The sequence below is a fragment of the Rasiella rasia genome, from assembly GCF_011044175.1.
Taxonomy (GTDB): Bacteria; Bacteroidota; Bacteroidia; order Flavobacteriales; family Flavobacteriaceae; genus Marinirhabdus; species Marinirhabdus rasia.
Genome location: NZ_CP049057.1, coordinates 2,978,525 through 3,003,922 on the forward strand (window position 1 = coordinate 2,978,525; position 25,398 = coordinate 3,003,922).

General features: G+C 37.6%; 26 protein-coding genes. 5 read left to right on the forward strand and 21 right to left on the reverse strand.

Annotated features, from left to right (window positions below):
* Nucleotides 1–36: 36 nt before the first annotated feature.
* The 3 genes from msrA to G5B37_RS13195 all read right to left on the reverse strand — a co-directional run bounded on the left by msrA (nucleotide 37) and on the right by G5B37_RS13195 (nucleotide 2,709).
* The gene (gene msrA / locus G5B37_RS13185; protein WP_164680491.1) at nucleotides 37–717 is read right to left on the reverse strand and encodes a peptide-methionine (S)-S-oxide reductase MsrA; all 681 of its coding nucleotides are present in this window, start codon (nucleotides 715–717) and stop codon (nucleotides 37–39) included.
* Between the two features lie 111 nt (nucleotides 718–828).
* Nucleotides 829–1,611 carry a zinc ribbon domain-containing protein gene (locus G5B37_RS13190; RefSeq protein WP_164680492.1) on the reverse strand — a complete coding sequence of 261 codons (783 nt, stop codon included), beginning with the start codon at nucleotides 1,609–1,611 and terminating at the stop codon, nucleotides 829–831.
* Nucleotides 1,612–1,614: 3 nt separating this feature from the next.
* On the reverse strand, nucleotides 1,615–2,709 hold the full coding sequence (locus G5B37_RS13195; protein ID WP_164680493.1) for a Nif3-like dinuclear metal center hexameric protein: 1,095 nt from the start codon (nucleotides 2,707–2,709) through the stop codon (nucleotides 1,615–1,617).
* Nucleotides 2,710–2,794: 85 nt separating this feature from the next.
* On the opposite strand from G5B37_RS13195, the gene lpxK reads away from it, so the two are divergent.
* On the forward strand, nucleotides 2,795–3,808 hold the full coding sequence (gene lpxK / locus G5B37_RS13200) for a tetraacyldisaccharide 4'-kinase (protein WP_164680494.1): 1,014 nt from the start codon (nucleotides 2,795–2,797) through the stop codon (nucleotides 3,806–3,808).
* On the opposite strand, the gene G5B37_RS13205 is transcribed toward lpxK, so the two are convergent.
* The 7 genes from G5B37_RS13205 to G5B37_RS13235 form a co-directional block, all read right to left on the reverse strand.
* Nucleotides 3,805–5,994, reverse strand: coding sequence for a response regulator (locus G5B37_RS13205; RefSeq protein ID WP_164680495.1), 2,190 nt, complete (start codon nucleotides 5,992–5,994; stop codon nucleotides 3,805–3,807). The two genes, lpxK and G5B37_RS13205, sit on opposite strands and share 4 nt — an antisense overlap.
* Nucleotides 5,995–6,087: 93 nt before the next feature.
* Nucleotides 6,088–7,086, reverse strand: coding sequence for a type I glyceraldehyde-3-phosphate dehydrogenase (gene gap / locus G5B37_RS13210; RefSeq protein ID WP_164680496.1), 999 nt, complete (start codon nucleotides 7,084–7,086; stop codon nucleotides 6,088–6,090).
* Nucleotides 7,087–7,103: 17 nt separating this feature from the next.
* Nucleotides 7,104–7,976: a lipoyl synthase gene (gene lipA / locus G5B37_RS13215; protein ID WP_164680497.1), complete on the reverse strand. Its 873-nt coding sequence runs from the start codon at nucleotides 7,974–7,976 to the stop codon at nucleotides 7,104–7,106.
* Between the two features lie 93 nt (nucleotides 7,977–8,069).
* The gene (locus G5B37_RS13220; protein ID WP_164680498.1) at nucleotides 8,070–9,278 is read right to left on the reverse strand and encodes an Nramp family divalent metal transporter; all 1,209 of its coding nucleotides are present in this window, start codon (nucleotides 9,276–9,278) and stop codon (nucleotides 8,070–8,072) included.
* Entirely contained in the window at nucleotides 9,275–9,847 is a 573-nt protein-coding gene (locus G5B37_RS13225) for an RNA polymerase sigma factor (RefSeq protein ID WP_164680499.1), read from the reverse strand. The genes G5B37_RS13220 and G5B37_RS13225 overlap by 4 nt, the downstream gene beginning before the upstream one ends.
* A complete protein-coding gene (locus G5B37_RS13230) occupies nucleotides 9,838–10,932 on the reverse strand; it encodes a glycosyltransferase (RefSeq protein ID WP_164680500.1) in 1,095 nt (364 codons plus the stop codon). The genes G5B37_RS13225 and G5B37_RS13230 overlap by 10 nt, the downstream gene beginning before the upstream one ends.
* Nucleotides 10,933–10,954: 22 nt before the next feature.
* The gene (locus tag G5B37_RS13235; RefSeq protein WP_164680501.1) at nucleotides 10,955–11,158 is read right to left on the reverse strand and encodes a membrane or secreted protein; all 204 of its coding nucleotides are present in this window, start codon (nucleotides 11,156–11,158) and stop codon (nucleotides 10,955–10,957) included.
* A 90-nt stretch (nucleotides 11,159–11,248) separates the two neighbouring features.
* On the opposite strand from G5B37_RS13235, the gene G5B37_RS13240 reads away from it, so the two are divergent.
* Entirely contained in the window at nucleotides 11,249–11,866 is a 618-nt protein-coding gene (locus G5B37_RS13240; RefSeq protein ID WP_164680502.1) for a fasciclin domain-containing protein, read from the forward strand.
* Here the strand turns inward: G5B37_RS13240 and murB are convergent, their stop codons facing one another.
* Together murB and G5B37_RS13250 are read right to left on the reverse strand one after the other, a co-directional pair.
* On the reverse strand, nucleotides 11,867–12,880 hold the full coding sequence (gene murB / locus G5B37_RS13245; RefSeq protein ID WP_164680503.1) for a UDP-N-acetylmuramate dehydrogenase: 1,014 nt from the start codon (nucleotides 12,878–12,880) through the stop codon (nucleotides 11,867–11,869).
* Complete coding sequence (locus tag G5B37_RS13250) at nucleotides 12,880–14,070, reverse strand: pyridoxal phosphate-dependent aminotransferase (protein ID WP_164680504.1); 1,191 nt, start codon at nucleotides 14,068–14,070, stop codon at nucleotides 12,880–12,882. The genes murB and G5B37_RS13250 overlap by 1 nt, the downstream gene beginning before the upstream one ends.
* Nucleotides 14,071–14,131: 61 nt before the next feature.
* On the opposite strand from G5B37_RS13250, the gene G5B37_RS13255 reads away from it, so the two are divergent.
* Nucleotides 14,132–15,517, forward strand: a complete 1,386-nt coding sequence (locus G5B37_RS13255; RefSeq protein WP_263649870.1) for an aspartyl protease family protein — start codon at nucleotides 14,132–14,134, stop codon at nucleotides 15,515–15,517.
* Between the two features lie 48 nt (nucleotides 15,518–15,565).
* Here the strand turns inward: G5B37_RS13255 and G5B37_RS13260 are convergent, their stop codons facing one another.
* Nucleotides 15,566–15,955, reverse strand: coding sequence for a DUF1573 domain-containing protein (locus G5B37_RS13260; protein ID WP_164680506.1), 390 nt, complete (start codon nucleotides 15,953–15,955; stop codon nucleotides 15,566–15,568).
* 134 nt (nucleotides 15,956–16,089) lie between these two features.
* On the opposite strand from G5B37_RS13260, the gene G5B37_RS13265 reads away from it, so the two are divergent.
* Nucleotides 16,090–18,720: a valine--tRNA ligase gene (locus G5B37_RS13265; RefSeq protein ID WP_164680507.1), complete on the forward strand. Its 2,631-nt coding sequence runs from the start codon at nucleotides 16,090–16,092 to the stop codon at nucleotides 18,718–18,720.
* A 10-nt stretch (nucleotides 18,721–18,730) separates the two neighbouring features.
* Here the strand turns inward: G5B37_RS13265 and G5B37_RS13270 are convergent, their stop codons facing one another.
* The 6 genes from G5B37_RS13270 to rsfS all read right to left on the reverse strand — a co-directional run bounded on the left by G5B37_RS13270 (nucleotide 18,731) and on the right by rsfS (nucleotide 23,505).
* Nucleotides 18,731–18,997 (reverse strand): acyl-CoA-binding protein, encoded by a 267-nt coding sequence (locus tag G5B37_RS13270; RefSeq protein ID WP_164680508.1) that lies wholly within the window; start codon nucleotides 18,995–18,997, stop codon nucleotides 18,731–18,733.
* 4 nt (nucleotides 18,998–19,001) lie between these two features.
* A complete protein-coding gene (locus tag G5B37_RS13275; RefSeq protein WP_164680509.1) occupies nucleotides 19,002–19,652 on the reverse strand; it encodes a phosphatidylserine decarboxylase family protein in 651 nt (216 codons plus the stop codon).
* A complete protein-coding gene (locus G5B37_RS13280; protein WP_164680510.1) occupies nucleotides 19,642–20,445 on the reverse strand; it encodes a phosphatidate cytidylyltransferase in 804 nt (267 codons plus the stop codon). The genes G5B37_RS13275 and G5B37_RS13280 overlap by 11 nt, the downstream gene beginning before the upstream one ends.
* 3 nt (nucleotides 20,446–20,448) lie before the next feature.
* Nucleotides 20,449–21,048, reverse strand: coding sequence for an LUD domain-containing protein (locus G5B37_RS13285; protein ID WP_164680511.1), 600 nt, complete (start codon nucleotides 21,046–21,048; stop codon nucleotides 20,449–20,451).
* A gap of 105 nt (nucleotides 21,049–21,153) precedes the next feature.
* The gene (ftsH, locus tag G5B37_RS13290) at nucleotides 21,154–23,118 is read right to left on the reverse strand and encodes an ATP-dependent zinc metalloprotease FtsH (RefSeq protein WP_164680512.1); all 1,965 of its coding nucleotides are present in this window, start codon (nucleotides 23,116–23,118) and stop codon (nucleotides 21,154–21,156) included.
* Nucleotides 23,119–23,133: 15 nt separating this feature from the next.
* Nucleotides 23,134–23,505: a ribosome silencing factor gene (gene rsfS, locus G5B37_RS13295; protein WP_164680513.1), complete on the reverse strand. Its 372-nt coding sequence runs from the start codon at nucleotides 23,503–23,505 to the stop codon at nucleotides 23,134–23,136.
* 85 nt (nucleotides 23,506–23,590) lie between these two features.
* Here rsfS and G5B37_RS13300 point away from each other — a divergent pair, with 85 nt between their 5' ends.
* Nucleotides 23,591–24,322 carry a biotin--[acetyl-CoA-carboxylase] ligase gene (locus tag G5B37_RS13300; protein WP_164680514.1) on the forward strand — a complete coding sequence of 244 codons (732 nt, stop codon included), beginning with the start codon at nucleotides 23,591–23,593 and terminating at the stop codon, nucleotides 24,320–24,322.
* A gap of 5 nt (nucleotides 24,323–24,327) precedes the next feature.
* Here the strand turns inward: G5B37_RS13300 and G5B37_RS13305 are convergent, their stop codons facing one another.
* Together G5B37_RS13305 and pyrE are read right to left on the reverse strand one after the other, a co-directional pair.
* Nucleotides 24,328–24,720 carry an SRPBCC family protein gene (locus tag G5B37_RS13305; RefSeq protein WP_164680515.1) on the reverse strand — a complete coding sequence of 131 codons (393 nt, stop codon included), beginning with the start codon at nucleotides 24,718–24,720 and terminating at the stop codon, nucleotides 24,328–24,330.
* A gap of 18 nt (nucleotides 24,721–24,738) precedes the next feature.
* Nucleotides 24,739–25,392, reverse strand: coding sequence for an orotate phosphoribosyltransferase (pyrE, locus tag G5B37_RS13310; protein ID WP_164680516.1), 654 nt, complete (start codon nucleotides 25,390–25,392; stop codon nucleotides 24,739–24,741).
* Nucleotides 25,393–25,398 lie beyond the last annotated feature (6 nt).

Below are 25,398 nucleotides of genomic sequence, written 5' to 3' on the forward strand. Positions count from 1 at the left end.
ACCACTACTGATGCAAATCTTTCACATCATGAAGCCTTAATGCGACCCTTCTTTCAATAACTGCGGAAATTTCTTCTGAAAACGTCTTAATCTAGGAACAGATACATTTAGAATGTATGGGTGATTCGGATTTAGACGTTCGAAATTTTGATGATACCCTTCCCCAATCCAAAATTTTTGAAAGGGTAAAACTTGTGCAGCAACCTTCCCTTCGCCTAACTTTGCTTCTAACGCAGCAATCTTTGTATCAATAATTTGTTTTTGAGTGTTGTTTTGGTAAAAAATGATGGAGCGGTATTGAGAGCCATTATCTGGTCCTTGGCCATTAACTTGAGTAATATTTTGCGAACCAAAATACACATCTACCAATTGACTAAAACTAACGATTTTCGGGTCATAAATGATTTCTACAGCTTCTGCATGTCCGGTTCTTCCGGTATTGCTAGATTCGTATGTGGGGTTTTCTGTATGGCCACCGCTATACCCCGAAATAGACTCTTTTACCCCAGCTACGCTCTCATAGATTGCTTCAACACACCAAAAACAACCACTGGCAAAATATGCTTTTTCTAATCCGTTTTCTGACGGTACAACCACTGGGGTTTGATTGTTTTGAGCCTCTGCTTCTGCTTTCTTGTTATTCTCGTTAGACGATTGGCAAGATGCCTGTAATGATACAAGCGCCAAAGCGGCAAATAAATATAGTAGCCTTTTCATAGTAACTTTAGTTTTTTAGTTAGGTCGTTTTAGAAATCATTCCTTTCAATAAAGTACAAAAAAAAGCCTCCACAGTATGTGAAGGCTTTGTTATAATTTTAGAAGCGCTGCTTATTTCATCTTAGCGAACATTGCTTCCATTTTCTCTTGCTCTTCGGTAGCCAATTCTGGATCAACCAAAATACGACCGCTATGCTCATCTGTGATGATCTTTTTACGAGAGGCAATTTCCATCTGTACTTGAGGTGGAATGGTAAAGAAAGAACCTCCTGAAGCTCCGCGTTCTACGGGCACAACAGCTAGACCATTTTTTACATTGCTTCGTATTCTTTTATATGCATTTACCAAACGCTCTTCAATCTTCTTTTCGAATTTTTCAGACTCCTTAATAAGTGCTTTTTCTTCTTTTTCAGTTTCGGCTAAAATCTCATTTAGTTCACTTTGCTTATGCTTTAAGTGTTCTTTACGAGCCTCTAATCGTGCTACAGTTTCTTCTATTACAATAGATTTCTGCTCGATTTGTGCCTTAAATTCTTTAATGTGCTTTTCAGCCAATTGAATTTCTAGTTCTTGAAATTCAACCTCTTTACTTAAAGAGTTGTACTCTCGGTTGTTACGAACGTTATCTTGCTGAGCAGTGTATTTTTTTATAAGAGACTTAGATTCTTCAATCCCGTTTTTCTTCTCTTTAATACTTTCTTCAATCACCTCAAGATCTGCCTTCAATTTGTCTAGGCGGGTGTTCATTCCAGCAACTTCATCTTCTAAGTCTTCAACTTCTAATGGGAGTTCACCGCGTACGTTTCTAATTTCGTCTACTCGTGAGTCAATTAATTGTAGGTCGTACAAGGCTCTTAACTTCTCTTCTACAGTGGTTTCTGTTTTTGTGGCCATAAATTAAAAATAGCTAATAGGATTGGTGTTTGTTTGTGATAAAACGACTGCAAAATTAGTGATTTTTTTTGTAAGCACATCAACTAATAGGTCTTTTGTGTATTGTTCACTTTCATAATGCCCCACATCACAAAGTAAGATGGTTCCTTCGGCTTGATAAAAATCATGGTATTTAAAGTCGGCCGAAACAAAAACATCTGCCCCTGCCGCCTTCGCAGCTGAAATGGCAAAACTTCCACTGCCGCCTAAAACCGCGATTTTCTGCACCTTTTTATTGTGTTTGGCAGAATGCTTAATGACACCAGTTTTAAAAGTGTCTTTCAACTTAGTGAGTAGTTCTTCTTCGGAAATTTCCGCGGCAAGTTCTCCTATCATACCCATGCCAATATGCTGATGGGTATTATCTAATGTTATAGTTTCATAGGCAACTTCTTCGTAAGGATGTGAAGCAAATAGGGCAGATATTACCGATGTCTCTATATGCTTCGGAAAAGTTACGCTTAATAGCGTTTCTGCTTCAAAACGAAGCTCCCCAGTTTCTCCTATCGTAGGTGCGCTTCCTTCTTCGCCTTGAAAGCTTCCGATGCCTTCTGAAGTAAAACTACACTGACTATAATTACCAATGGTTCCCGCACCGGCTTCAAAAAGTGCCGTTCTTACATGGTTTAAACTTTCAGTAGGTACATAGGTAGTTAACTTTTTTATAAGCTCTTTTTTGGGTAGTAAAACTCGCCGATTACTGAGACCTAACTTTTTGCATATCATAGCGTTCACTCCATTCCATGAATTGTCTAAAGCTGTATGAATGGCAAAAATGGCAATATCATTTTTAATTGCTTTTTGAACTGTGCGCTCCACATACGTGGCTCCCGTTAATTTTTTAAGTCCAGAGAAAATAATAGGGTGGAAACTTACAATCATATTACAATTGTTTTGTATCGCTTCATCTACAACTGTCTCGAGTGTGTCTAAAGTAACTAAAATACCCGTTACGGTTGCTTTGCTGTTTCCTACTAGCAAACCTGTATTGTCAAAATCTTCTGTGTAGTGTAAAGGTGCGTATGCATCTAAAATCTTAATAACATCCTTAACGGTCATAGGTTTTATAATTTAAGGTAAAGATAAGGGTTTATCATTTTTCGGTGTATTTGCTTTGGTAAACTTATCTTTACATTTTAAAAGTATGAATTTAGTTAGAAAGCTTTTGTTTCCTTTTGCTGTGCTCTATGGCTGGATTACTGGTATTCGTAATTTTTTGTACAACAAGGGCATCTTAAAAAGTACCGAGTATAAAGTACCAATTGTTTGTGTAGGTAACCTTTCTGTTGGTGGCACTGGAAAGTCGCCCATGATAGAATATTTAATTTCATTTCTTAAAGAAGACTACCGTATTGCCGTATTAAGCCGTGGATACAAAAGAGCAACCAACGGTTTTATTGAAGTGACAGAATTGCACAACGCGCGCGAAGTAGGGGATGAACCCTTGCAATTTAAAACTAAATTTCCCGATGTTACTGTGGCTGTATGTGCAGATAGACGCACAGGAATAGAACATTTACAAGAAAAGGCCGATGTTATTTTGTTAGATGATGCTTTTCAGCATAGAAAAGTAAAAGCAGCGGTCAATATACTACTTACTCCTTTTCACGATTTGTTTATGGACGATTGGATGCTTCCAACTGGCAATTTGCGCGAACCACGTCGTGGTTCTAAACGTACGCAATGTTTGGTAGTGACCAAATGTCCGCCAAGTGTGGCGTACGCTAAATTACAAGAGATAGAATTGAGAATGCCTATCTACAACCATCAAAAATTATATTTTTCTGGAATTAATTATGCAGAAACCATGCATGGTGCAAAAGAATCGCAACCGCTACTATATCTAAAAGACAAACCATTTACATTGGTTACAGGTATTGCAGATCCGTCACCATTAGTAACTTATTTAACGGAGCAGGGATATACGTTTACACACGAAAAGTTTCCAGATCATCATAATTTTTCTGATGCTGAAATAGCTGCATTAAGGCAAAAGGAATTAATTCTTACCACAGAAAAAGATTTTATGCGCTTGCAGCATAGGGTTGAAAAATATGCCATGTACTATGTGCCTATAACCACCGTGATTTTGAAAGAGCAAGCAGAATTTTTTGAAGACTTCATTATTAAGTCAATCGATAAAAAACGATTAGGCTAACGAGGAGCGGGCATTTTTTTACCTTCCAAGGTTCGGTAGATTTTCTCGAAGAACTCTTCTGTTTTAAATGGTTTTGGGATAATTTCATTAAAACCTGCACGGTAAAAATCGTCAAGATTTTCGTCTATAGTTACAGCGGTTAAGGCAATAATTGGAATGTCTTTGTTAAACTCTCGTATCTTTTGAGTGGCTTCAATCCCACTAATACCTGGCATGTGAATATCCATTAAAATAATATCGAACGTCTGCTTTTCTACCATCTTTACGGCATCCATTCCATTGTCTGCCACATCACAAATCATCTTGTTTTTCTCCAAGATTTTCTTCGTAATCATTTGGTTGATTTTATTGTCTTCAACCACCAATACGTTTCTGTTCTCTAATGCAATATAATCTACGTCGTAAATTATATTATTTGGGTTGTTGTCTTCTTGGAATTCTTCGGAAATACTAAAATTAACATTAAACCAAAACTTAGAACCTTTACCTAGTTCGCTTTCTAAATGAATTTTACTTCCCATTAATTCTAATAAATTCTTTACAATAGATAGTCCAAGACCGGTACCACCAAACTTTCTGTTAATCTGAAGCGAAGCTTGAGAAAAAGTTTCAAAAATACTTTTCTGCTTCTTTTTGGAAATACCCACTCCATTATCCTCTATCTCAAAATGTAGTTTCACTTTATTTGAGCTTTGATCGAGTTTTGAAACACGTATCACAACCTCTCCGTTCTGCGTAAACTTAACCGAATTTCCAATAAGATTAATTAATACCTGCGAGAGCTTTAGTGGGTCTCCTACCAATTTATTTGGTATTGCATCGTCAAATTCTAGTCGGAGGTGGTTTTTTCTGTCATCTGCAGATTTTTTTAAGGCAACCATCACATCGTTAATACGCTTTTTAAGAGAGAACGTGGTTTTTTCCATTTCTACCTTATTGGCCTCAAGCTTATTTAAATCAAGAATATTGTTGATAAGAGAAAGTAAGTATTCACCCGAAAATTTAAGTGAATTAAGATGCTCTTTTTGTTCGTCTTTGGGGTCTTCTTCAAGCAATAAATGTGTGAGCCCGGTTACTGCGTATAAAGGTGTACGTAGTTCGTGTGTAATAGTCGACAAAAATTGGGCTTTCGCCAAAGAAGCTTTTTCAGCCTTTTCTTTAGCGCTCTGCATTTCTACATTTTTATCTTGCAACAGATTGTTTGCTTTGGCACGTAGGTTATTATTTTTGTATAAAGATAGGGTGAGTAGTGATAAGATAATGATAAGGGCTATACTTAGCCCGGTTGTCATTTTATTTAGATTTAGTGTTCTTTTTTGTTCGTCTATTTCAGACTGTTTGTTTTCAATAATTTGTGTAAGATCTCCAATGCTAGTTTCTGCGTCTAATCCTTTAGAAATTGCCGCAGTATATACCCTATGGATTGAGTCATTAATTTTTGTGTACTTGTTGTAATAAAGTAACGCTTCGTCAGCATTACCCTCTTTAATTGCAATTTGAGATGTGATTCTATAACTTTCTGTGAGTAGTTGAGAATACCCTCTGGCCTCAATAATATTATTGGCATTATCTAAGGCTATTTTTGCTTTATGAAATGGATTTTCTATATCTCTTTCTGAAACTTTAAGCAGTGCATCGGCTTTATTCAATTCTGTAGATGCCTCTTGAAATTTCATATCTCCTATTCTAAATGTAGGAAGACAAGCATTAAAGTAATTAATGGCTTTTTTATAATTTCCTCGTTGTAGTTCAAGTACTCCGAAACCTGAAATTACATTGGCCTGATTGGTTTCATTGTTTTGAGCAGCATATATTTTGTCGGCTTTTTGGAGATACTCTTCAGCCTTGTCAAATTCTTCGAGTCTGGTTAATATCAGGCCATGAAGTGTATACGTATGAGCTAATCTTGCCGTGGTCTGTTCTTGGTCGAGATAGGTTAGGGTGATCTCAATTTCCGACTTTGCCTTTTTATAATTTTGTAAGAAATAATTGAGTTCAGCTAAATTTAATCTAGAATCGGCTTTTAAACTTTCATAATCGCCATTTTGAATACGCTTTTCGGCTTCAATTAATTTTACAATGGCTTCGTCGAAATTTTGAACAGAAATGGCTTGCGCAGCCTCAGTTTGCAGATTTTTAATTGCTGCAATAGAGTCTGTCCTGGTGTTTTGAGAAAAAACAACCATGGTCAGTAAAAAACAACTGAGATTCAGCAGCTGTCTTTTATATTTTCTTAGCAAGCTTCGCATTAAGTAGGTGTACTTTGGCGATAAATATAGTTATTTCCTCGAGATTTGTAGGATTAAATCAACGATTCTTGACGAATACCCCGTTTCGTTATCGTACCACCCAATAATCTTTATCATTGTCCCAATTACAGAGGTCATACCAGCGTCAAAGATGCACGAGTGCGTATTTCCTATAATATCTATAGAGACTATTGGGTCTTCTGTATATTCTAAAATTCCACTAAATTCATTTTCAGATGCTTTTTTAAATACATCATTTACTTGCTCAATACTCACCTCGGTAGCTACATTAAAGGTTATGTCGCATAAAGACCCATTTGGCACGGGAACACGAATACCACAGCCTCCAATAACGTCAGATAAATGAGGGAAAACTTTAGTGAGGGCCTTTGCAGCTCCTGTAGTAGTTGGTACAATAGATTGCCCTGCTGCTCGAGCTCGACGAAGATCCCGATGGGGTTGGTCGTGTAAGCTTTGGTCTGTAGTGTAGCTGTGCACTGTTGTAATGTAGGCTTGCTTAATACCACATAATTCATCAATAATTTTTAGCATGGGGCCAGCATTATTGGTGGTGCAAGAAGCGTTTGAAATAATGGTGTCTTCTTCGGAAATCGTTGCGTCATTAACTCCGAGTACCACTGTTTTAATATCGTCATCTATAGGGGGTACCGATAAAATTACTTTTTTAGCCCCGTTGGTAATATGATGTGTTAACTCACTACGAAGCTTGAATTTTCCGGTACATTCTACTACAATATCTACCACATCCCATTGAATATTGAAAATTTCACTTTCCGAAGAAAATCGGACCCGATGATTGCCAACTAAAATTTCATCCTCTTTGGTTTCAATATTTTCTTTTAACACACCGTGAATACTATCGTATTTTAATAAATGTGCTAGAGTCTTTGTGTTTGCAATGTCGTTTACTGCTACAACTTCAATATCTGGATGATGCAACAAACTACGAAACAAGGTTCTGCCAATGCGTCCAAACCCGTTAATTCCGACTTTAATTTTTGTTGCCATTATAGAATTGGTAGAAATTAAGTTAGATGCTTTTGAGCCTTATATGAAGATCGAACCAATGCACCACTCTCAACATGACGAAAGCCCATTTCTAGACCAATTTCTTCATATTTTTTAAACTGCTCTGGGGTGATGAATTCTTTTACAGGCAAGTGTTTTTTAGAAGGTTGAAGGTATTGACCAATGGTTACAATATCTAGCCCTACGTTTCTTAAATCTTGCATGGTTTGCAGCACTTCTTCTTCTTTTTCTCCAAGGCCTAGCATGATACCACTTTTGGTTCTAGTTATGCCTTGCTCTTTAAGGTATCGTAACACTTCTAAGCTTCGTTCGTACTTTGCCTGAATGCGTACTTCACGAGTCAGTCGCTTTACGGTTTCCATATTATGTGAGACTACTTCTGGTGCAACTGCAATAATACGGTCTATATGTTTGGTTTCACCCTGAAAATCTGGGATGAGTGTTTCTAGTGTAGTCTCTGGATTCATTCTGCGAATCGCCTTTACGGTTTCAGCCCACATTATTGAGCCCATATCTTTTAAATCGTCTCGATCTACAGACGTTACAACTGCGTGCTTTATATTCATTAATTTAATAGATCGTGCTACTTTTTCAGGTTCGTCCCAATCTACCGTTTCTGGCCGTCCAGTTTTCACTCCGCAAAATCCGCATGAACGTGTGCAAATATTACCCAATATCATAAACGTCGCAGTTCCTTCTGTCCAGCATTCACCCATGTTAGGGCAACTTCCCGAGGTGCAAATAGTATGTAAATCGTATTTGTCTACTAGACCCCGTAATTCTGTATACTTTTTTCCAGTAGGCAACTTTACCCGCAGCCATTTTGGCTTAGGTGCAGGTCTTGTGGGTGTAAGAGATTCTGTGCTCATAAGATGCTACAAAGATACCATTTTTTCCCTTCAGAATTTGGCTATCGATGTGCAACATTTTCAATTGCGTACATACAACAAACCATAAAATTTCTAAAATAAGGTGCTAATATACCATGCGCTAAAACCAAAAAGAACTGTGATACCTAAAAGGCTAAATAAACGCATTCGATGAGAGGGGCGTGCGTTTTCAGGGGTATGCTTTCCATTGAGAAGTGCATAGTTTATAATGGCGTAAAATGGAGCTGTAAGAAACGAAAGTACAGTTGCAATTTTTACAAGTAGTCCCATTTCAGATAGGAAAAAGAAGAAAATCAATAAGGTTCCAAATGCTAAAACTAATAGCCACATTATATATCCTTTCGTATAGGTCTTGCCAGTTAAAATTTCCGAAGAAAGATGCATCACTCGTGGAGAACCGTCTAATGTGGTAAGGGAGGTGCTAAACATTGTAGTTAAAGCAGCAATACCAATAATAAGCTTGGTATTTTCTCCTAGTCCGTTGGTGTATAGTGCAATAAGCTGATTGGCAAACGCACCGCCTGCGCTAGAGAAGCTTTCGCCACTGCCAAACATCACAAGAGCTCCCAAGGCTAAAAAGCAAATAGCTAAGAGCGTGGTCACCACGTAACCAACATTGAAATCGAAACGCGATTGTTTTGCGTCTATCGATGGGTCTAGTTTTATCTTTTCTACAGTCCATACGCTATGCCATACCGAAATATCGAGTGGAGCTGGCATCCAACCCATAAACGCAATTAAAAAACCAACCGCGGCTGCTTCGGTGGGGAATGTCTGCGAAAAATCTACAGTTTCTACAGACCCAGTGGCTAAAATAACGGCAATAAGTGTGCTTATGGTGAGGCATATTACAATCACTTTCATGAGACTGTCTAATACCTTATATTTTCCGATAACCAAAATACTTAAGCAAATCCCAGTAATAATGGCAGTCCATAATACAATACTACCTCCAAATAGTGAGCTTGCAATACCTGCGGTTACAATGGTAACCGCAGTTTGAATGGTAAACATTGTGGCAAAGGTTAAGATGAAATAGGCTATTAAGACCCCTTTGCCTAATTTTTTATACCCATGAAGGAGACTTTTGCCTGTAGCCGTAGCATACCTAGAACCATATTCGAAAAAAGGATACTTTACGGCGTTAATGAGTAGCAAGGCCCATAAAAGTCCAAAACCAAAATCGGCCCCTGCTCGTGTAGATTGAACTAAGTGTGATACGCCTATGGCAGCACCAGCAAAAAGACATCCAGGCCCGAGCTTTCGTAATTTTGCAATCAAATGGTGTTGTTTTTGTTTATAATTTCGGCAAGGAGTTTTCTTGCGCGCAGTAAACGAACTTTTACATTGTTTAGCGGTTCTCCTAAGTTTTCAGAAATCTCGTTGTAACTCATTTCTTGAAAGTAGCGCAAATTAATGACGTCTTGATAATGTGGTTTCAGTTTCTTTATAAAGCGCAATAACTCGGCTAAATTTTGTTCAGAGATAAGTATGTCTTCGGGTGTAGGGCTGTCATCCACAATTTTTTTTATTCGCTCATCGCTTGTATCTGTGGTGTTAGCTATTACTGAGGTGCTTTTTTTCCTGTACTTATCAATCTGTATGTTTTTAGATATTGTGATAAGCCAAGTGCTAAACGTATATTTAGAATCGAAGGTATCGATTTTATCAAATGCCTTAGAGAATGTTTCTATGGTTATGTCTTCTGCTTCGTATTCATTTCGAACACGTTTTAATTGAAAGCCGTAAACTTCATTCCAGTATTGGTGTAATAGAAAGCTGAAAGCCCCTTGCTTTCCTTTCTTGGCTTTTTCAACATACGCTATTATAAGTTCCTTGGTTATTTCCAACGGGTGGGTTTTGCACTACTATTAAAAATAAAGATACTCAATTGGAAGCATACCAAAAACAATTCTAAAAAAGGAAGAAATGGTATTAGATTACGCTCTTTCAGATTTTGAGCTGCTTTTCCTACTACAATATATTGACATAGCAGCCGTACTAAAACTACAGCTAAAACAATTTTCCAATTACTTAGTAAGAGACAAACAGGCGTTAATAGCCAAAAGAGTAGGTTGGCGACATAATACGTGCTTAAGAGAAATTTATGCTTTGGTTTATACAGTTTGGCCGTTGTGACATGCCTTCTTTTTTGAAGTAGCCAAGCCTTAAATGTTGTTTTGGGCTTAGAAATCGTAAAACTCTCTTCGGAAAAGCACAATACGGTATTTGCAGAGGTAGCAACCTCATTTACAAATAAATCGTCATCGCCAGAAGGTAGCTGAATATGACTTATAAAACCGTTATTGTCGTAGTACAGTTTGCTGGTGTACGCGAGATTTCTTCCAACTCCCATGTAGGGTGTGCCCGCTTTCGCGTAAGAAAAATACTGGAGCGCTGTCATGAGAGTTTCAAAACGTATTAATGCGTTTAAAAAGCCTTTTTCCTTCACATAAGCTCCATAACCAAGAACTAATTGTTTTGTTTGGTCTAGGTTTTTCGTCATTTCGGCAAGCCAGTTGGGCGAGGCAGGCTTACAATCGGCATCGGTAAATAGCATTCGCTTATTAACTGCCTTTTTTATACCAAGGGTAAGGGCATATTTTTTGTTTCCCCAAAAAGCTTCATTGTTTTCAACGTTCACAATTTTTACTCGGTTGTCTTCGTTGGCGAAATCTTCCATGACATCTAAGGTGTTATCTGAGGAAGAGTCGTTAATTAAAATGACTTCAAAATTTGGATATGCCTGTGCTAAGATGGAGGGGATGTTTTTTGCTAAATTTTCAGCTTCGTTTTTAGCACAAATAATAATAGAAACTGGGTAGGTTTTGTAAGTAGAAACGGTAGGGGGTTTCAGAAAAGAAAACTTCGAGAATAAAATATAATAGCCACAATTAATAAGTACAACAGCAGCCAATACGTAGAGTAATACCATAGGCGCGCTTTACCAAATTAAATTATGAATGAGTTTCTTCCTGGCACGTATCGAACTGGTCTGGTGTTTTACCACAAAAACCACAAGCTTCACCATCTTTGTTTAAGAACGGGTTCTGACTCGCGCAGGTACCTGCAAATTCACCATCTTTTTTAGCCCAAAGTTTTATGGCAATTCCTGCTACTGCTACTAATAAAAGTACAATTGTAATGAGTAAGATTTTCATTTGCTTTCTTTTGAGCTACAAAAATACAATCTTTATTATTGATGCCTTAAAATTTTCAGTATTTTTAGCCTCCAAATTAGAAGCAAAATCATGAACACTACTAGATTTTTTACAGCTGCAATACTTGGTGCATTATTATTAGTTTCTTGTAAAAATGATACCAAAAGCAACGATGGAGCAGAAGTTTCAACTACAGAAAATGTAAAAGTTTCAGAAAAAAAGCCTGAAAAGAAGGTAAAACCATTAACCCAAGAACAGAGAAGGGCTGCAAACGGCGTGCAACGAAAATTGATGAAAACCAAGGAGTCTAAAGAGTTTACTCGGGCGTTGGTAACAGCAGAATTAATTGGAGAACTTGAAGATCTTGAAACTAACTACACGATTTTTGCGGCAGATAATGATGCTTTTAAAGTATTAGAGCCTGGCCAGAACGTACTAACCGACCCGAGTAGAAGAGCAGAGTTGGTGGCGTTACTAAGCAATCATATTGTAAAAGGTTCTTTTTCTTCTGCAGATTTAGCCCAGGAAATAAAGAAGAACGGCAAGTATGTGCTCACTACTATTCACGATAAAAAACTAACGGTGTCAATGAAAAACGACCTTATGGTTGTTACCAATGCCAACAAGAGTAGTACAGTTACCTTAGGAAAGACCGATATTAAAGGTACTAATGGAATATTGCACATTGTAGATGGCTTGCTAAAATAATTAGAAGACGTTTACTTCGGGTTCTATAAAAATACCGAATTGCCGCTGCACCTTTTCTTGAATTTTTAACGCAAGCTCCCAAATTTCGGTTCCAGTTGCATTTCCGTAGTTTACCAAAACCAAAGCTTGGTTTTTGTGTACTCCAGCGTCGCCATACCTTTTGCCTTTAAAACCAGCTTGTTCTATAAGCCATCCGGCAGGAATTTTAAACTTCGTGGGAGAAACTTCATAAAAAGGAGCGCCAGGGTGTTGCAAACGAAATGTCTGAAATTGTTCTGTGTCAATAACAGGATTCTTAAAGAAACTACCACTATTACCTAAAATAGCTGGATCTGGTAACTTAGATTGACGTATGGCAATAACTGCTTCGGAAATAGCGCTAATTGTTGGTTTCTCAATATTTTGAGATTTCAACTGTTCTCTAATTGCACCATAGTTGGTATGCAACGTATGATTTTTCTTAGTAAGTTGAAACGTCACGCTTGTAATGCTGTAATTTCCTTTTTCTTCATTTTTAAAAATTGAGTTTCTATACCCAAAATTGCAATCTTCTTTACTAAATGTTTTTTCTGAAAGTGACGCTATATGAATAGCAGTACAGCTAACAAAAGTGTCTTTTAACTCAACACCATAGGCTCCTATATTCTGAATGGGAGCAGTGCCTACATTCCCCGGAATAAGTGACATGTTTTCTAAACCACCATAATTGTTTTTAATGCAATATTGCACAAATTCATGCCAGTTTTCTCCGGCCATAGCACAAATTTGAATGGTGTCTTCGGTTTCAGAAACAACAGAAATTCCTTTTAGATTTAAGTGAATTACCAAATCTGTTACTGCCCGAGTGAGTAGCATATTACTCCCACCACCAAGCATAAAAATTGGTTCATTTTTGTGTGCAGAAAGGACCTCCTTTAGCTCTGGCAGAGTTGTGACAGCCACAAAGCGCTCTGCGGGCACATCAATACCAAAAGTGTTGTAATTTTTAAGAGATTTATTGTGTTGAATAGTCATTATTCTTGATACTCTAACAGCGCTGCTTTTAAAATGTTTACCGCTTTAATTAAGCTGTCTTTTTCCAGCACATAGGCAATTCTAATTTGGTTTTTACCAACGCCTTCGCTAGAATAAAATCCAGCAGCCGGAGCTACCATAATTGTTTCGCCATCTACATCAAACACTTCTAAAAGCCATTGCGCAAAAGCGTCACTATCTTTTATAGGTAATTGAGCAATGCAATAGAATGCTCCTTTTGGATGGCCTACTTGTACTCCTGGAATTTCTTCCAAAAGTTTTACCAACGTGTCGCGCCTTTCTTTGTATTCTTCAATAACATTGTCGAAATAGCTTTGAGGCGTATTTAAGGCAGCTTCACTCGCAATTTGAGCAAATGTGGGCGGACTAAGCCTTGCCTGAGCAAATTTTAGAGCTGTTTGTATCACGGTAGCGTTTTTAGACACAAAACAACCAATACGTGCTCCGCACATGCTGTATCGCTTAGAAACAGAATCTATAATAATTCCGTTTTCTGCCATGCCCTCAAGTTCAAGAATTGAAACATGTTTTAGGCCGTCGTAAGTAAATTCTCGGTACACTTCATCGGCTATCAAAAATAGATCGTGCTTTTTTACAATTGCTGCCAAGGTTTCTAACTCTTCTCTTGAATAAAGATATCCTGTAGGATTCCCTGGATTGCAAATTAATATCGCCTTTGTTTTTGGTGTTATTAGTTTTTCAAATTCTGAAATAGGAGGTAATGCAAAGTTATTTTCAATTTTTGAAATTACAGGAACAATTGTTACTCCACTCGCTGTAGCGAAACCGTTATAATTGGCATAAAAAGGTTCGGGTATAATAATTTCATCGCCTTGATCTGCAATGGTGCCCATGGCAAATAAGAGCGCCTCGCTACCCCCAGTAGTAACCACAATATCTTTTGCGGCTACCATGATATTATTCCGTTTGTAGTAATCGGCAATTTTTTCTCGATAAGGCTCAGATCCCTCAGATCGCGTATACGCCAAAATTTCTAGGGAGTGATGTGCAACAGCGTCCATTGCAATTTTCGGACTTTTAATATCGGGTTGCCCTATGTTGAGGTGGTAAACTGTTTTTTTCTGTTTATAGGCCATTTCGGCAAAAGGAACCAATTTTCTTATTGGCGATTCGGGCATTCGTGCACCCTTTGAAGACACTGCTGGCATAAGATTGTTATTAGAAAACAAAGTTGCGAAATATATTCCATAAATACACGTATTGATACGAGTGTTGCTGCTTTTTTTCTTTATCTTGGAAGTGATGGTTTATGAATTAAAAAAACAGCGTATCTACGTACTTCTATGCGTGATGTTCTTGCTTGGGTCTTGGTGCAGTGCTCAGGACGGTTTTTTGTTACCTACAAACGTTAAAAAGAATCGCATAAAGTTTGAGCTTGTAAACAATTTGGTAATTGTTCCAGTAGAATTAAACGGAACTAAATTATCTTTTTTATTAGATACAGGGGTTAATACATCGTTGTTGTTTAGCGTTGCTGAAAATGATTCATTAGAATTAAATAATGCTGTGCCTACAAAAATTAGAGGCTTAGGTGAAGGTGGTAGTGTTGAAGCGCTAAGAAGTATGCATAATACCTTACAAGTGGGAAAAGCTGTAGATAAAAGTCATTCGTTATATGTGGTTTTTGACGAATCGCTTAACTTTTCACCTAGAATGGGGGTGCCAGTACATGGTATTTTGGGGTATGATTTCTTTAAAAATTTTATTGTTAAAATAGATTATGTTTCGAATGTGCTAACACTTTACAATCCTGATCACATATCAGAAAATCCTTGCAGAAAGTGTGAAGAATTTGAGCTTTCATTTTATGCAAATAAACCCTTTTTAAACGTTAAAATTTCCGAAGAACTAGGACTAAGCAATGCCTTGTTGCTTATAGATTCTGGTTCCAGCGATGCCTTATGGATTTTTCGAGAAGACGCCCATATTACTGAAATGCCTAAAAATTACTTTGAAGATTATTTAGGGCTCGGGTTAAGTGGTAGTATCTTCGGAAAGCGTTCTAAAATTGATGCGCTTCAGATAGGTGTCTATGACCTCACAAAGGTGAGTACGTCATTTCCTGATGAAAACGCAATTAAGAACATTGTGTTTTTTAAACAAAGGGAAGGGAGTCTTGGCGCTGCAGTACTAAAAAGGTTTACGGTGTATTTTGATTATAAGAACCAAAGAATGTACTTAAAAAAGAATAGTAATTTTAAGAAACCCTTTTACTACAACATGGCTGGGATTGTCTTAGCTCACGATGGTACGGTTACCGTGAAAGATGTGCAAGATTATAGAAGTGGTTCCTTCAATTTAAATAAAAGCAATCATAATAATGTTGCTGTTTCTTTACCTGTTAACGCTAGCTACAATTTTTTTCTTACACCTCGTATTGTCGTAGCAGAATTACGGGCAGATTCTCCTGCAGCCAAAGCGGGTGTTGAAAAAGGCGATACTATCCTTGAAATTAACGGAAAACCGGTTTACAAACAAAAACTTTACGAGCTTACGGCCTTTTTTAGCTCTAAAGCGGGGAAGACGGTTCATTTGCTTATTGAGCGAAATGGAGCTACATTAAAGAAGAAATTTATACTTACAAAAGTGCTATAAAAAAAGCCGACTCGTAAGAATCGGCTTTATAATTTGTTGGATGCTAATTTATTGCATTACGCTTTGTCCTGCCGGTAAAACTTCACCCTTAATTTTTAGCGCTTTAACAGGTTCGTCTGCATTAGAATATACCGTAACGGTTTTTCTAATAGGACCTACCTTGTTTTGTGTATCATACTTTACTTCAATTTGACCAGTTTCTCCAGGGGCTACAGCTCCTTTTGGCTTTTTTGGAATTGTACAACCACAGCTAGATTTCACGTCACTTACAATAAGTGGTTGATCTCCAACATTTGTGAATTCAAACACACGAACTCCGTCGCTTCCTTTAGCTACTTTACCGTAGTCAATTGTTTCAGTTTTAAATTTAAATTTTGCTTGCGCATTCATTGAAACTCCCGCAAGAAGTACTACTGCTATAAGTAATAGATTTTTCATAATTTCTAAGATTTTGGTCAGGCTAATGTAGGCATTTGTTACATTTCCTGCAAACTAAGTTATTCACTTTGTGATTTTATAATAGGCCAATAATACCTACTTTTGTACCCTTATTTCAAAAATCAGACCAAACTATGGCACTAGCAGCAAAATATGATGCGCAATCGGTTGAAGACAAATGGTATAGCTACTGGATGGAGCAGGGATATTTTCATTCAGAAGTGAATGAAAAAGAAGCGTATACCATCGTAATTCCGCCGCCAAACGTCACAGGAGTGCTGCATATGGGGCATATGCTTAATAATACCTTACAGGATGTACTTATTCGTAGAGCGCGTCTAAAAGGCTTTAACGCGTGTTGGGTACCAGGAACAGACCACGCATCTATTGCAACAGAGGCAAAGGTGGTTGCAAAATTAAAAGCAGAAGGAATTGATAAAGATGACCTTACCCGAGAAGAGTTTTTAGAACATGCTTGGGAATGGACCCATAAACACGGGGGTATTATTTTAGAACAACTAAAAAAACTTGGGGCCTCGTGCGATTGGGAACGTACAAAGTTTACGATGGATGAAGATCTGTCTAAATCTGTAATCAAGGTTTTTGTAGATCTCTACAATAAGGGGAAGGTATACAGAGGATACCGCATGGTTAATTGGGACCCACAGGCAAAAACTACGCTGAGCGATGAAGAAGTAAACTATGTAGAGAAGCAAGGAAATTTATATTATTTAAATTATAAAATTGAGGGTTCTACAGACCATTTAACAATAGCTACAACACGTCCAGAAACAATTTTGGGCGATACTGCCATTTGTATCAATCCGAATGACGATCGTTTTAAGCATTTAAAAGGTAAAAAGGCAATTGTACCTATTTGTAATCGCGCCATTCCAATTATTGAAGATACTTATGTAGATATGGAGTTTGGTACGGGTTGCTTAAAAGTAACGCCTGCTCACGATGAGAATGATAAAATATTAGGAGATACGCATAAGCTGGAAGTAATCGATATTTTTAATGACGACGCTACGTTAAATAGCTTCGGAATGCATTATGAAGGCAAAGACCGTTTTGTTGCGCGTAAAGAAATTGTAGCCGAGCTTACCGAAATGGGCGTTCTTGCTAAAACGGAACAACACAACAATAAAATTGGTACCAGCGAACGTACGGGTGCGGTAATTGAGCCGAAATTAAGCGACCAGTGGTTTTTGAGTATGAAAGACTTGGCGCAACCAGCATTAGACGCTGTGTTAGAAAAAGATGTGAATCTTGTGCCTGAAAAATTTGTAAATACCTACCGTCACTGGATGGAGAACGTTCGCGATTGGAACATCTCGCGTCAATTGTGGTGGGGGCATCAAATTCCGGCATATTTCTATGGCGATGGTAAAGAAGATTTTGTTGTTGCTGAAACAATAGAAGCTGCACTACCGTTGGCAAAGGAAAAAGCGCAGAATGATAGTTTAACCATATCAGACTTACAACAAGACCCTGACGCCTTAGACACGTGGTTTTCTTCTTGGTTGTGGCCAATTAGCGTTTTTAACGGAATACTTGAACCCGAAAATGAAGAGATTAATTATTACTACCCTACAAACGATTTAGTAACGGCACCAGAAATTTTATTTTTCTGGGTAGCCAGAATGATTATTGCAGGGTACGAATACCGTGGGGAGAAACCGTTTACAAATGTATATCTCACAGGTATCGTACGTGATAAACAGCGTAGAAAAATGAGTAAAAGTTTGGGGAATTCTCCAGACCCTATTGAGCTTATGAACCAATACGGGGCAGATGGCGTACGTGTAGGTATGTTACTAAGCTCACCAGCAGGAAACGATTTAATGTTCGACGAAGATTTATGTAAGCAGGGGAGTGGCTTTGTAAATAAAATATGGAATGCCTATCGATTAATTGACGGCTGGGAAGTTTCAGAAACTGAGAAAGATACAGAAGCTGCTGCTATCGCTATAAAGTGGTACCAAAACAAGTTTCAGAAAGTATTGGTAGAGATTGAAGATCATTATAGCAAATACAGAATAAGTGACGCTCTAATGGCCACTTATAAACTTATTTGGGACGATTTCTGTTCGTGGTTGCTTGAAATGGTAAAGCCTGAATACGGAAAACCAATCGCAGCTACCACATATAAGCAAGTACTTTCAATTCTTGAAGAAAACTTAAAGGTTTTGCATCCTTTTGTGCCTTTTATTTCTGAAGAAATTTGGCAACATATTACAGAGCGTACTTCTGAAGAAGCTTTAATTGTGTCTACATGGCCTAAAGCCGAAACTTTTGATGAATCTTTTATACAGGAATTTGAATTTGCTGCGGAAGTAATTTCAGGTATTCGAACCATTCGAAAACAAAAGAATATTTCATTCAAGGATAGTATTGACTTGTCTGTAATAAATAATGAAAAAGCTTCGACTAATTTTGACGCTGTGATCTCTAAATTAGGAAAGATAGCTACCCTTAGCTATACTACCGAAGCTGTGGAAGGCGCTTTAACCTTTAGAGTAAAATCTAATGAATATTTTGTTCCTATTGCAGGTGCAATTAACGTAGAGGAAGAAATAGCTAAACTTTCCGAAGAACTAGCATATACCGAAGGGTTCTTGAAAAGTGTTCAGAAAAAACTAAGCAATGAACGTTTTGTTGCGGGTGCTCCAGAGCAGGTGGTTGCTGTTGAAAAGCGTAAAGAAGCAGATGCACTAGCCAAAATTGAAACGATTAAGGCGAGTTTAAAAGGGTTGCAATAAATCTTGAATTTTACTTTCGATATAAAAAATACTGATTAACAGTATCTATGTAGGCTTGCTTTGCTTGGTCTTCTGTCATATCTCTATTCTGAAAGAGCGCGTTTGTTTTAAAAGCACTTATCAACGGCTTACCACTGCTTGGTCGATTTTCACTATTTGTAGCTCTTTTGTAGTAAGCATAGAGGCGCAGTAAAACATCTGCAGGAAATGGCTCTGTATGCTCATTGATGCTTTGCACAGCTTTATTAAAGGCGATATCTAGCGCTTCGGAAGTCATTAATTTATTGTTCGGCTAAGACAGAAATGCCTCCTTTTACTTTTTGATTTAGTGCTACATTAATTTTGGTCCCAATGGGAAGGTAAATATCTACTCTAGATCCAAACTTTATAAAACCACTATCGTCTGCTTGAACAGCAATATCACCTTCCTTAGCATAATTTACAATGCGTTTGGCAAGTGCTCCTGCAATTTGTCTATGCAAGACATCTCCAAATTTTTCAGACTTAACAACAACTGTGGTACGTTCGTTTTCTTCACTCGATTTAGGATGCCAAGCTACTAAATACTTACCAGGGTGGTATTTGCTATACACTATTGGGCCACCTACAGGATAACGGGTTACGTGAACGTTTATTGGCGACATAAATACTGAAACTTGTAATCGCTTGTCTTTAAAGTATTCTTTTTCGAAAACCTCTTCAATAACCACTACTTTTCCATCTACTGGCGATAGTACCTGATTTGCATTAAGAGAAAAATGTCGTTTCGGATTTCTAAAAAATTGAAGAATTAGTATTAAAAATACGATAAGTACGAGGATAATACCTCCTCGGTAGTATTGATTGCCTACAAAATGATTTGCAACTAAGCTAAGAACAGCGACTATCGCAAATGTGATTAAAATAATTTTATAGCCTTCTTTATGAAACATAATCTACTATTAATAAAAATGCGTAAATAAATGGACTCGCATATATAATGCTGTCTAATCGATCGTAAATTCCGCCATGTCCGGGCATTAAATTTCCGCTGTCTTTTACACCCGCTTGTCGCTTAAATTTCGATTGAATTAAATCTCCTACTGTCCCAAATATGGAAGCGATAAGCGCTAAACAAATCCAAACCCATAATGGAAACACATCTGTGTACTTAAAGATAATAAATGCTGCTAAAATACCACCAGCGATGCCTCCTAAAAATCCTTCAACAGTTTTTTTGGGAGATATACGTTCCAATAATTTATGCTTTCCGAAGTTTTTACCCACCAAATACGCTGCGCTATCGTTACTCCAAACAAGAAAGAATACACCTATAATTAACCCTGGTAAAAAGCTGTCTTGCTGGAATGGAATAAGTGTTAAGAAAACAAAACCACTAATAAGATAAAAAATAACCGTGATGTATTTCTTCTTTTCAAACATTGGGATTTTGCTGGTCCACAATACGTCCTTTAGCAAAAATAAATTGACAAAACAGGTTAGTATAAGGTACAGAAGAACTGCGTTATAGTCTAAAATGTTATAACTTAATACATAGAGGGCGGCTAAAAGAAGGCCATATGCGAGATAACTTTTAAGGTGTACTAGGCGTAAAAATTCTGAAAGTGTAATGCCACCCAGAATAAGGAAGAGTATCATGAACCATTCGTGTGAGGTGTACATCGAGAATACGATGATGGCCGCATACAGCAGTCCGGAGATGGTTCGAACGATAAGTTCTTTCATAAATTATAGGTCTTCCAGTAGCAGCAAATATAGGTTTTTTGTGCTACTTCCATAACTCATGAAGTCCTTTTCTTTTTCGCTTTCAAAGTCTTTAATAGTAGTGATATTGCTAGGTATTTTTCCTTTGCATTGGTTCTTTATAATACGAAGCCCTTCACTAATAGTATCAACTAATTGACTTGTGGTTGCAAAGATTACAACGTTATCGGGTAACTCGTGAAGTTTCTTCTCTTTCATCTGGTTAGACGACAACAAAATAGAACCGTTGGTTGCAACTAAACTTTCGCATGTAGAGAGAAAAAAAGTAGCATTGTTCTTTTTGGTGAAGGTTAGATTAAAGCCATCAAATCGAGAAGTGAGTTGCTCGTTAATACAGAACACCTCTTTTTCATACCAGTCGTTTTCTAACAAAATGTTGTCAAATACTTCAAGAAGCTCCTCAAGATTTTCACAATACAGAAATTTACCACCGTTTTTATTGAAGTTATAGGTGAATTTTTCATCTATTGGAAGTTTCTCTTCAGGGTAATACTTCCCGTGATCGACTTTCTTCTTAGAAGCCGATTGCTTAGTAGTCTTTAGAAGTCTTTTAAACAGACTCATATAGCAATCTATTGAGGAATTTAGAGTACGTTATTCTTCAAAGATAAAAAATCTAATGTGAAGTTATGTGCATCTTACTTAAACTTAACAAACTTACACCAAAAATTACTCTTCTTCTTTTTCTATTGTTGGTTTAGTAAGTGGAATATCGACAGGTTTTTTAAAGGGTCGCTCTCCAAAAATACGCTCTAGGCTTTCTTTAAAAATAACCTCTTTTTCAAGTAATTCTTCTGCCAACAAGCTAAGCTTGTCTTTGTTGTCTTCCAATAATTTAATAGCACGTTGGTATTGCTCTTCTATGATTGCTGAAATTTCCTTATCGATCATTTCTGCAGTCTTTTCGCTATACGGCTTGCTAAAATTATAGTCAGATTGTCCCGATGAATCGTAATAGGTTAAGTTTCCAATTTTCTCATTTAAACCGTAAATAGTTACCATCGCTCGTGCTTGTTTGGTCACTTTTTCTAAGTCGCTTAAAGCGCCAGTAGAGATTTTATTGAAAATTACCTTTTCTGCTGCACGGCCACCCATAGTAGCGCACATTTCGTCTAACATTTGCTCTGGACGCACAATAAGTCGTTCTTCAGGTAGATACCAAGCTGCACCTAGCGATTGTCCTCTAGGAACTATGGTTACCTTCACTAATGGAGCTGCATGTTCTAGCATCCAACTCACCGTGGCATGACCAGCTTCATGAAAGGCAATTGCTTTTTTCTCATCTGGTGTAATAATCTTGTTTTTCTTTTCTAATCCACCTACAATTCTATCTACAGCGTCTAAGAAATCTTGTTTTGTAACGGCTTTCTTTTCTTTTCTAGCTGCAATAAGAGCTGCCTCATTACATACATTGGCAATATCTGCTCCTGAAAACCCAGGAGTTTGCTTCGCTAAGAAATCTGTGTCTAGCGAATCATCCTGAACAATTGGGCGAAGGTGTACTTCAAATATTTCTTTACGTTCGCGTACATCTGGCAAGTCTACATAAATCTGTCTGTCAAAACGTCCAGCTCGCATTAAGGCTTTATCTAATACATCTGCACGGTTGGTTGCTGCAACAACAATTACGTTGGTATTGGTTCCAAAGCCGTCCATTTCGGTTAGCAGCTGGTTAAGGGTGTTTTCACGTTCGTCGTTAGAGCCAGAGAAGTTGTTTTTTCCTCGTGCACGACCAATAGCGTCTATTTCGTCTATAAAAATAATAGAAGGTGATTTTTCTTTGGCTTGTTTGAATAGGTCTCGTACTCTTGAAGCACCTACTCCTACAAACATCTCCACAAAATCTGACCCAGAAAGCGAGAAAAAAGGTACTTGCGCTTCACCAGCCACGGCACGGGCAAGTAATGTTTTTCCTGTTCCTGGAGGACCTACTAACAATGCACCTTTTGGTATTTTACCCCCAAGCGAGGTGTATTTGTCAGGATTTTTTAAGAAATCTACTATTTCTTGTACTTCCTCTTTAGCTCCTTCAAGTCCGGCAACATCTTTAAATGAAGTTTTTACGTCGGTTTTTTCGTCAAATAGTTTCGCTTTAGACTTTCCGATATTAAAAATCTGCCCGCCTGCTCCGCCGCCTGCTCCGGCAGACATACGTCGCATAATGAAAATCCAAATACCAATAATTACCGCAAAAAAGATAATAGATGGTAGGAATTCGGCCAATAAATTAGTTTCTGTGTCCCAAACTATTTTTGTGGTTAAACCATTTTCGGCTTTGATTTGGTTTACGCTGTTTTCGAAGTTCTGTAAATCTCCAAACTCGAATTGATACGATGCCTCGTTGGCGCCTGGCGAAAGTAAACTATTACTGTTCTTTTTAGAATGCTCTTGTTTACTTTTTGCTTCTGGGGTAAGGTAAATTTTCGCTACTTTTTTGTTTACGATTTCAACCTTTTCAATATCGCCTTGCTTCAGAAATTTCTGAAAATCTGACTGTGTCGTTTTCGCAGGCTGTGTTAATCCGCCGCTAAAAACTTGACTAAAAAGAATGACAACAATAAATATAATGGCATAAATCCAGATATAATTAAATTTAGGCTTACGCACTTCGGGTTTCTTATTTTCTTTGGCCATACGGCGTTTTTCGTTTTAGTAAGTGGTTTCTATTTTTACAGTTTTTGCATCTCCCCAAAGGCCTTCAATATCGTAAAACTCACGAATATGTTTTTGAAATACGTGTACAACAACATGTACGTAATCCATTAATATCCATTCGGCGTTATCGGCTCCTTCAATGTTCCATGCTTTTTCATGGATGCTTTTACTAACTGTTTTTTGTATTGAATTTACAATGGCATTCACCTGTGTGTTTGAGGTTCCATCGCAGATAATGAAGTAATCGCAAACGGTATTTTCAATCTCTCTAAGGTCCAGAATTTCAATATTTTGTCCCTTGACTTCTTCAATACCTTTAATAATGTGGGCAACAAGTATGTCGGTTCCTGTTTCTTTTTCAGACATTCAATTCTTTTATTTATGCAAAGTTATCACTTTTTTGTTTCTTTAAGGCGATACTCGTGCGCAAGTACTATATAAATTAATTCTATTGAAACTAATCAAACTTAGTGCCATTGACTCTACCAATTCTTACCTTAAAGAGCTGGTAAAGACTGCACCGTTTCAGGATGAAGTAGTGGTGGTTGCAACTAGACAGCTAAATGGACGTGGCCAACACGGTGCCGGCTGGCAAAGTCAGCCTTCTAAAAGCTTGACATTTAGCATGTTTAAGCAATTCGAATCTGTTCTAATAGCACAACAAACCCTACTTAGTTTTTGTGTCTCGCTAGCCTTGTATGAGGTGCTTGTTGAGTATAAAATTCCTGACTTATCTATAAAATGGCCTAACGACATAATGTCACGACAACACAAGTTGGCAGGTATTTTAGTTGAAAATTCGTTAAAAGGACCGCATTTGGCCTCTTCCGTCATAGGAATAGGCTTAAATGTAAATGAGACAGAATTCAATGCGTTACCTCAAGCAACTTCTATGAAACTTGCTACTGGAAAAACGTTTCAGATAGACAAGCTATTACACGATATTGCAACTGCAGTATTTTATAAACTTAGCACTATTGCACGGCAGGATATTTCCGAAGTAAAAAAAGCGTACGAATCTGTGCTGTTTAGAAAAGACCGTATTTCTGTCTTTGAAACCCCAAACGGAATTCAAAAAAACGGACGTATTCGTGGTGTCACGTTAGATGGGTTGCTAACAGTAGAGCACGACGATGACCAATGGAGTCATTACGGCTTAAAAGAGGTGAAGCTATTGTACTGAAATGGTTAGGCTTGTTCGAGATTTGTTGCCAAGGTTTCGATGAATTTAGTAATTGGGCCCTTAATCATCATTTGCATCATAGGGTTAAAATCTCCTTCAAATAACAAGACAGCCTCTGCGGTATTGTCTGTGAGTTCGGTAATATTTCCAGTAAGTGTAAAGGGTAATTTGTCGCTTATAGCGCCAAGCACAACTTGGTTTGGAGCATTTACTTCCTTTACCTCTAACGCAATTTCTGGCATACCTTTCAAGGCAAAAACAAATGCATTCTCCCTAATAATTTCAAATTTACTAGTGTTTTCTGGCATTAATTGCTCGAAGTTTTTTACATCACTTAGAAAAGCACATAAATCTTCAGTTCCTTTTTTTACGGTTACTTTTTTACTTTCAAGTTTCATATGTTTTCTTCGGAAATTTTAAGAGTTTACAACAGGGTTCCAAGTAGCAGGGTTTTCTCTCCATTGTGAAAGAACAGCGGTTTCGTCTGCGCTTATATAATTTGATTTCTCTGCCTGTATGAGAAGATTTTTATAGTCGCTAAGTGTATTTAGAGTAACCTCGTTTTTAGTGAAGTTTTCTACAGCGGTATCAAAACCATAAGAGAATATCGCTAACATGCCTTTTACATTAACCCCAGCCTCTTTAAGAGCGCCAACGGCCATCAGGCTACTTTTTCCTGTGCTAATTAAATCTTCAATAACAACAACATTGCTGCCTTTTTCTACGTGTCCTTCAATTTGGTTTTGTCTTCCGTGTTTTTTTGCTTCCGGACGCACATAACAGAACGGTACATTGAGGTAATCTGCAACTAACATGCCAATACCAATAGCACCCGTAGCAACCCCTGCAATAGCGTCTGGCTTGCCATAGCATTCTTCTACTTGTTTTGCCATTTGTTCTCTTAGGTAGTTCCTAATTGTTGGATATGAAAGTGTTATGCGGTTGTCGCAATAAATTGGCGACTTCCAGCCAGAAGCCCATGTAAAAGGGTTTTGTGGTTGCAATTTTATTGCATTAATTTGCAGCAATAATTCAGCAGTTTTTTGTGCTGTTTCTTTATGTAAAATCATACTGCA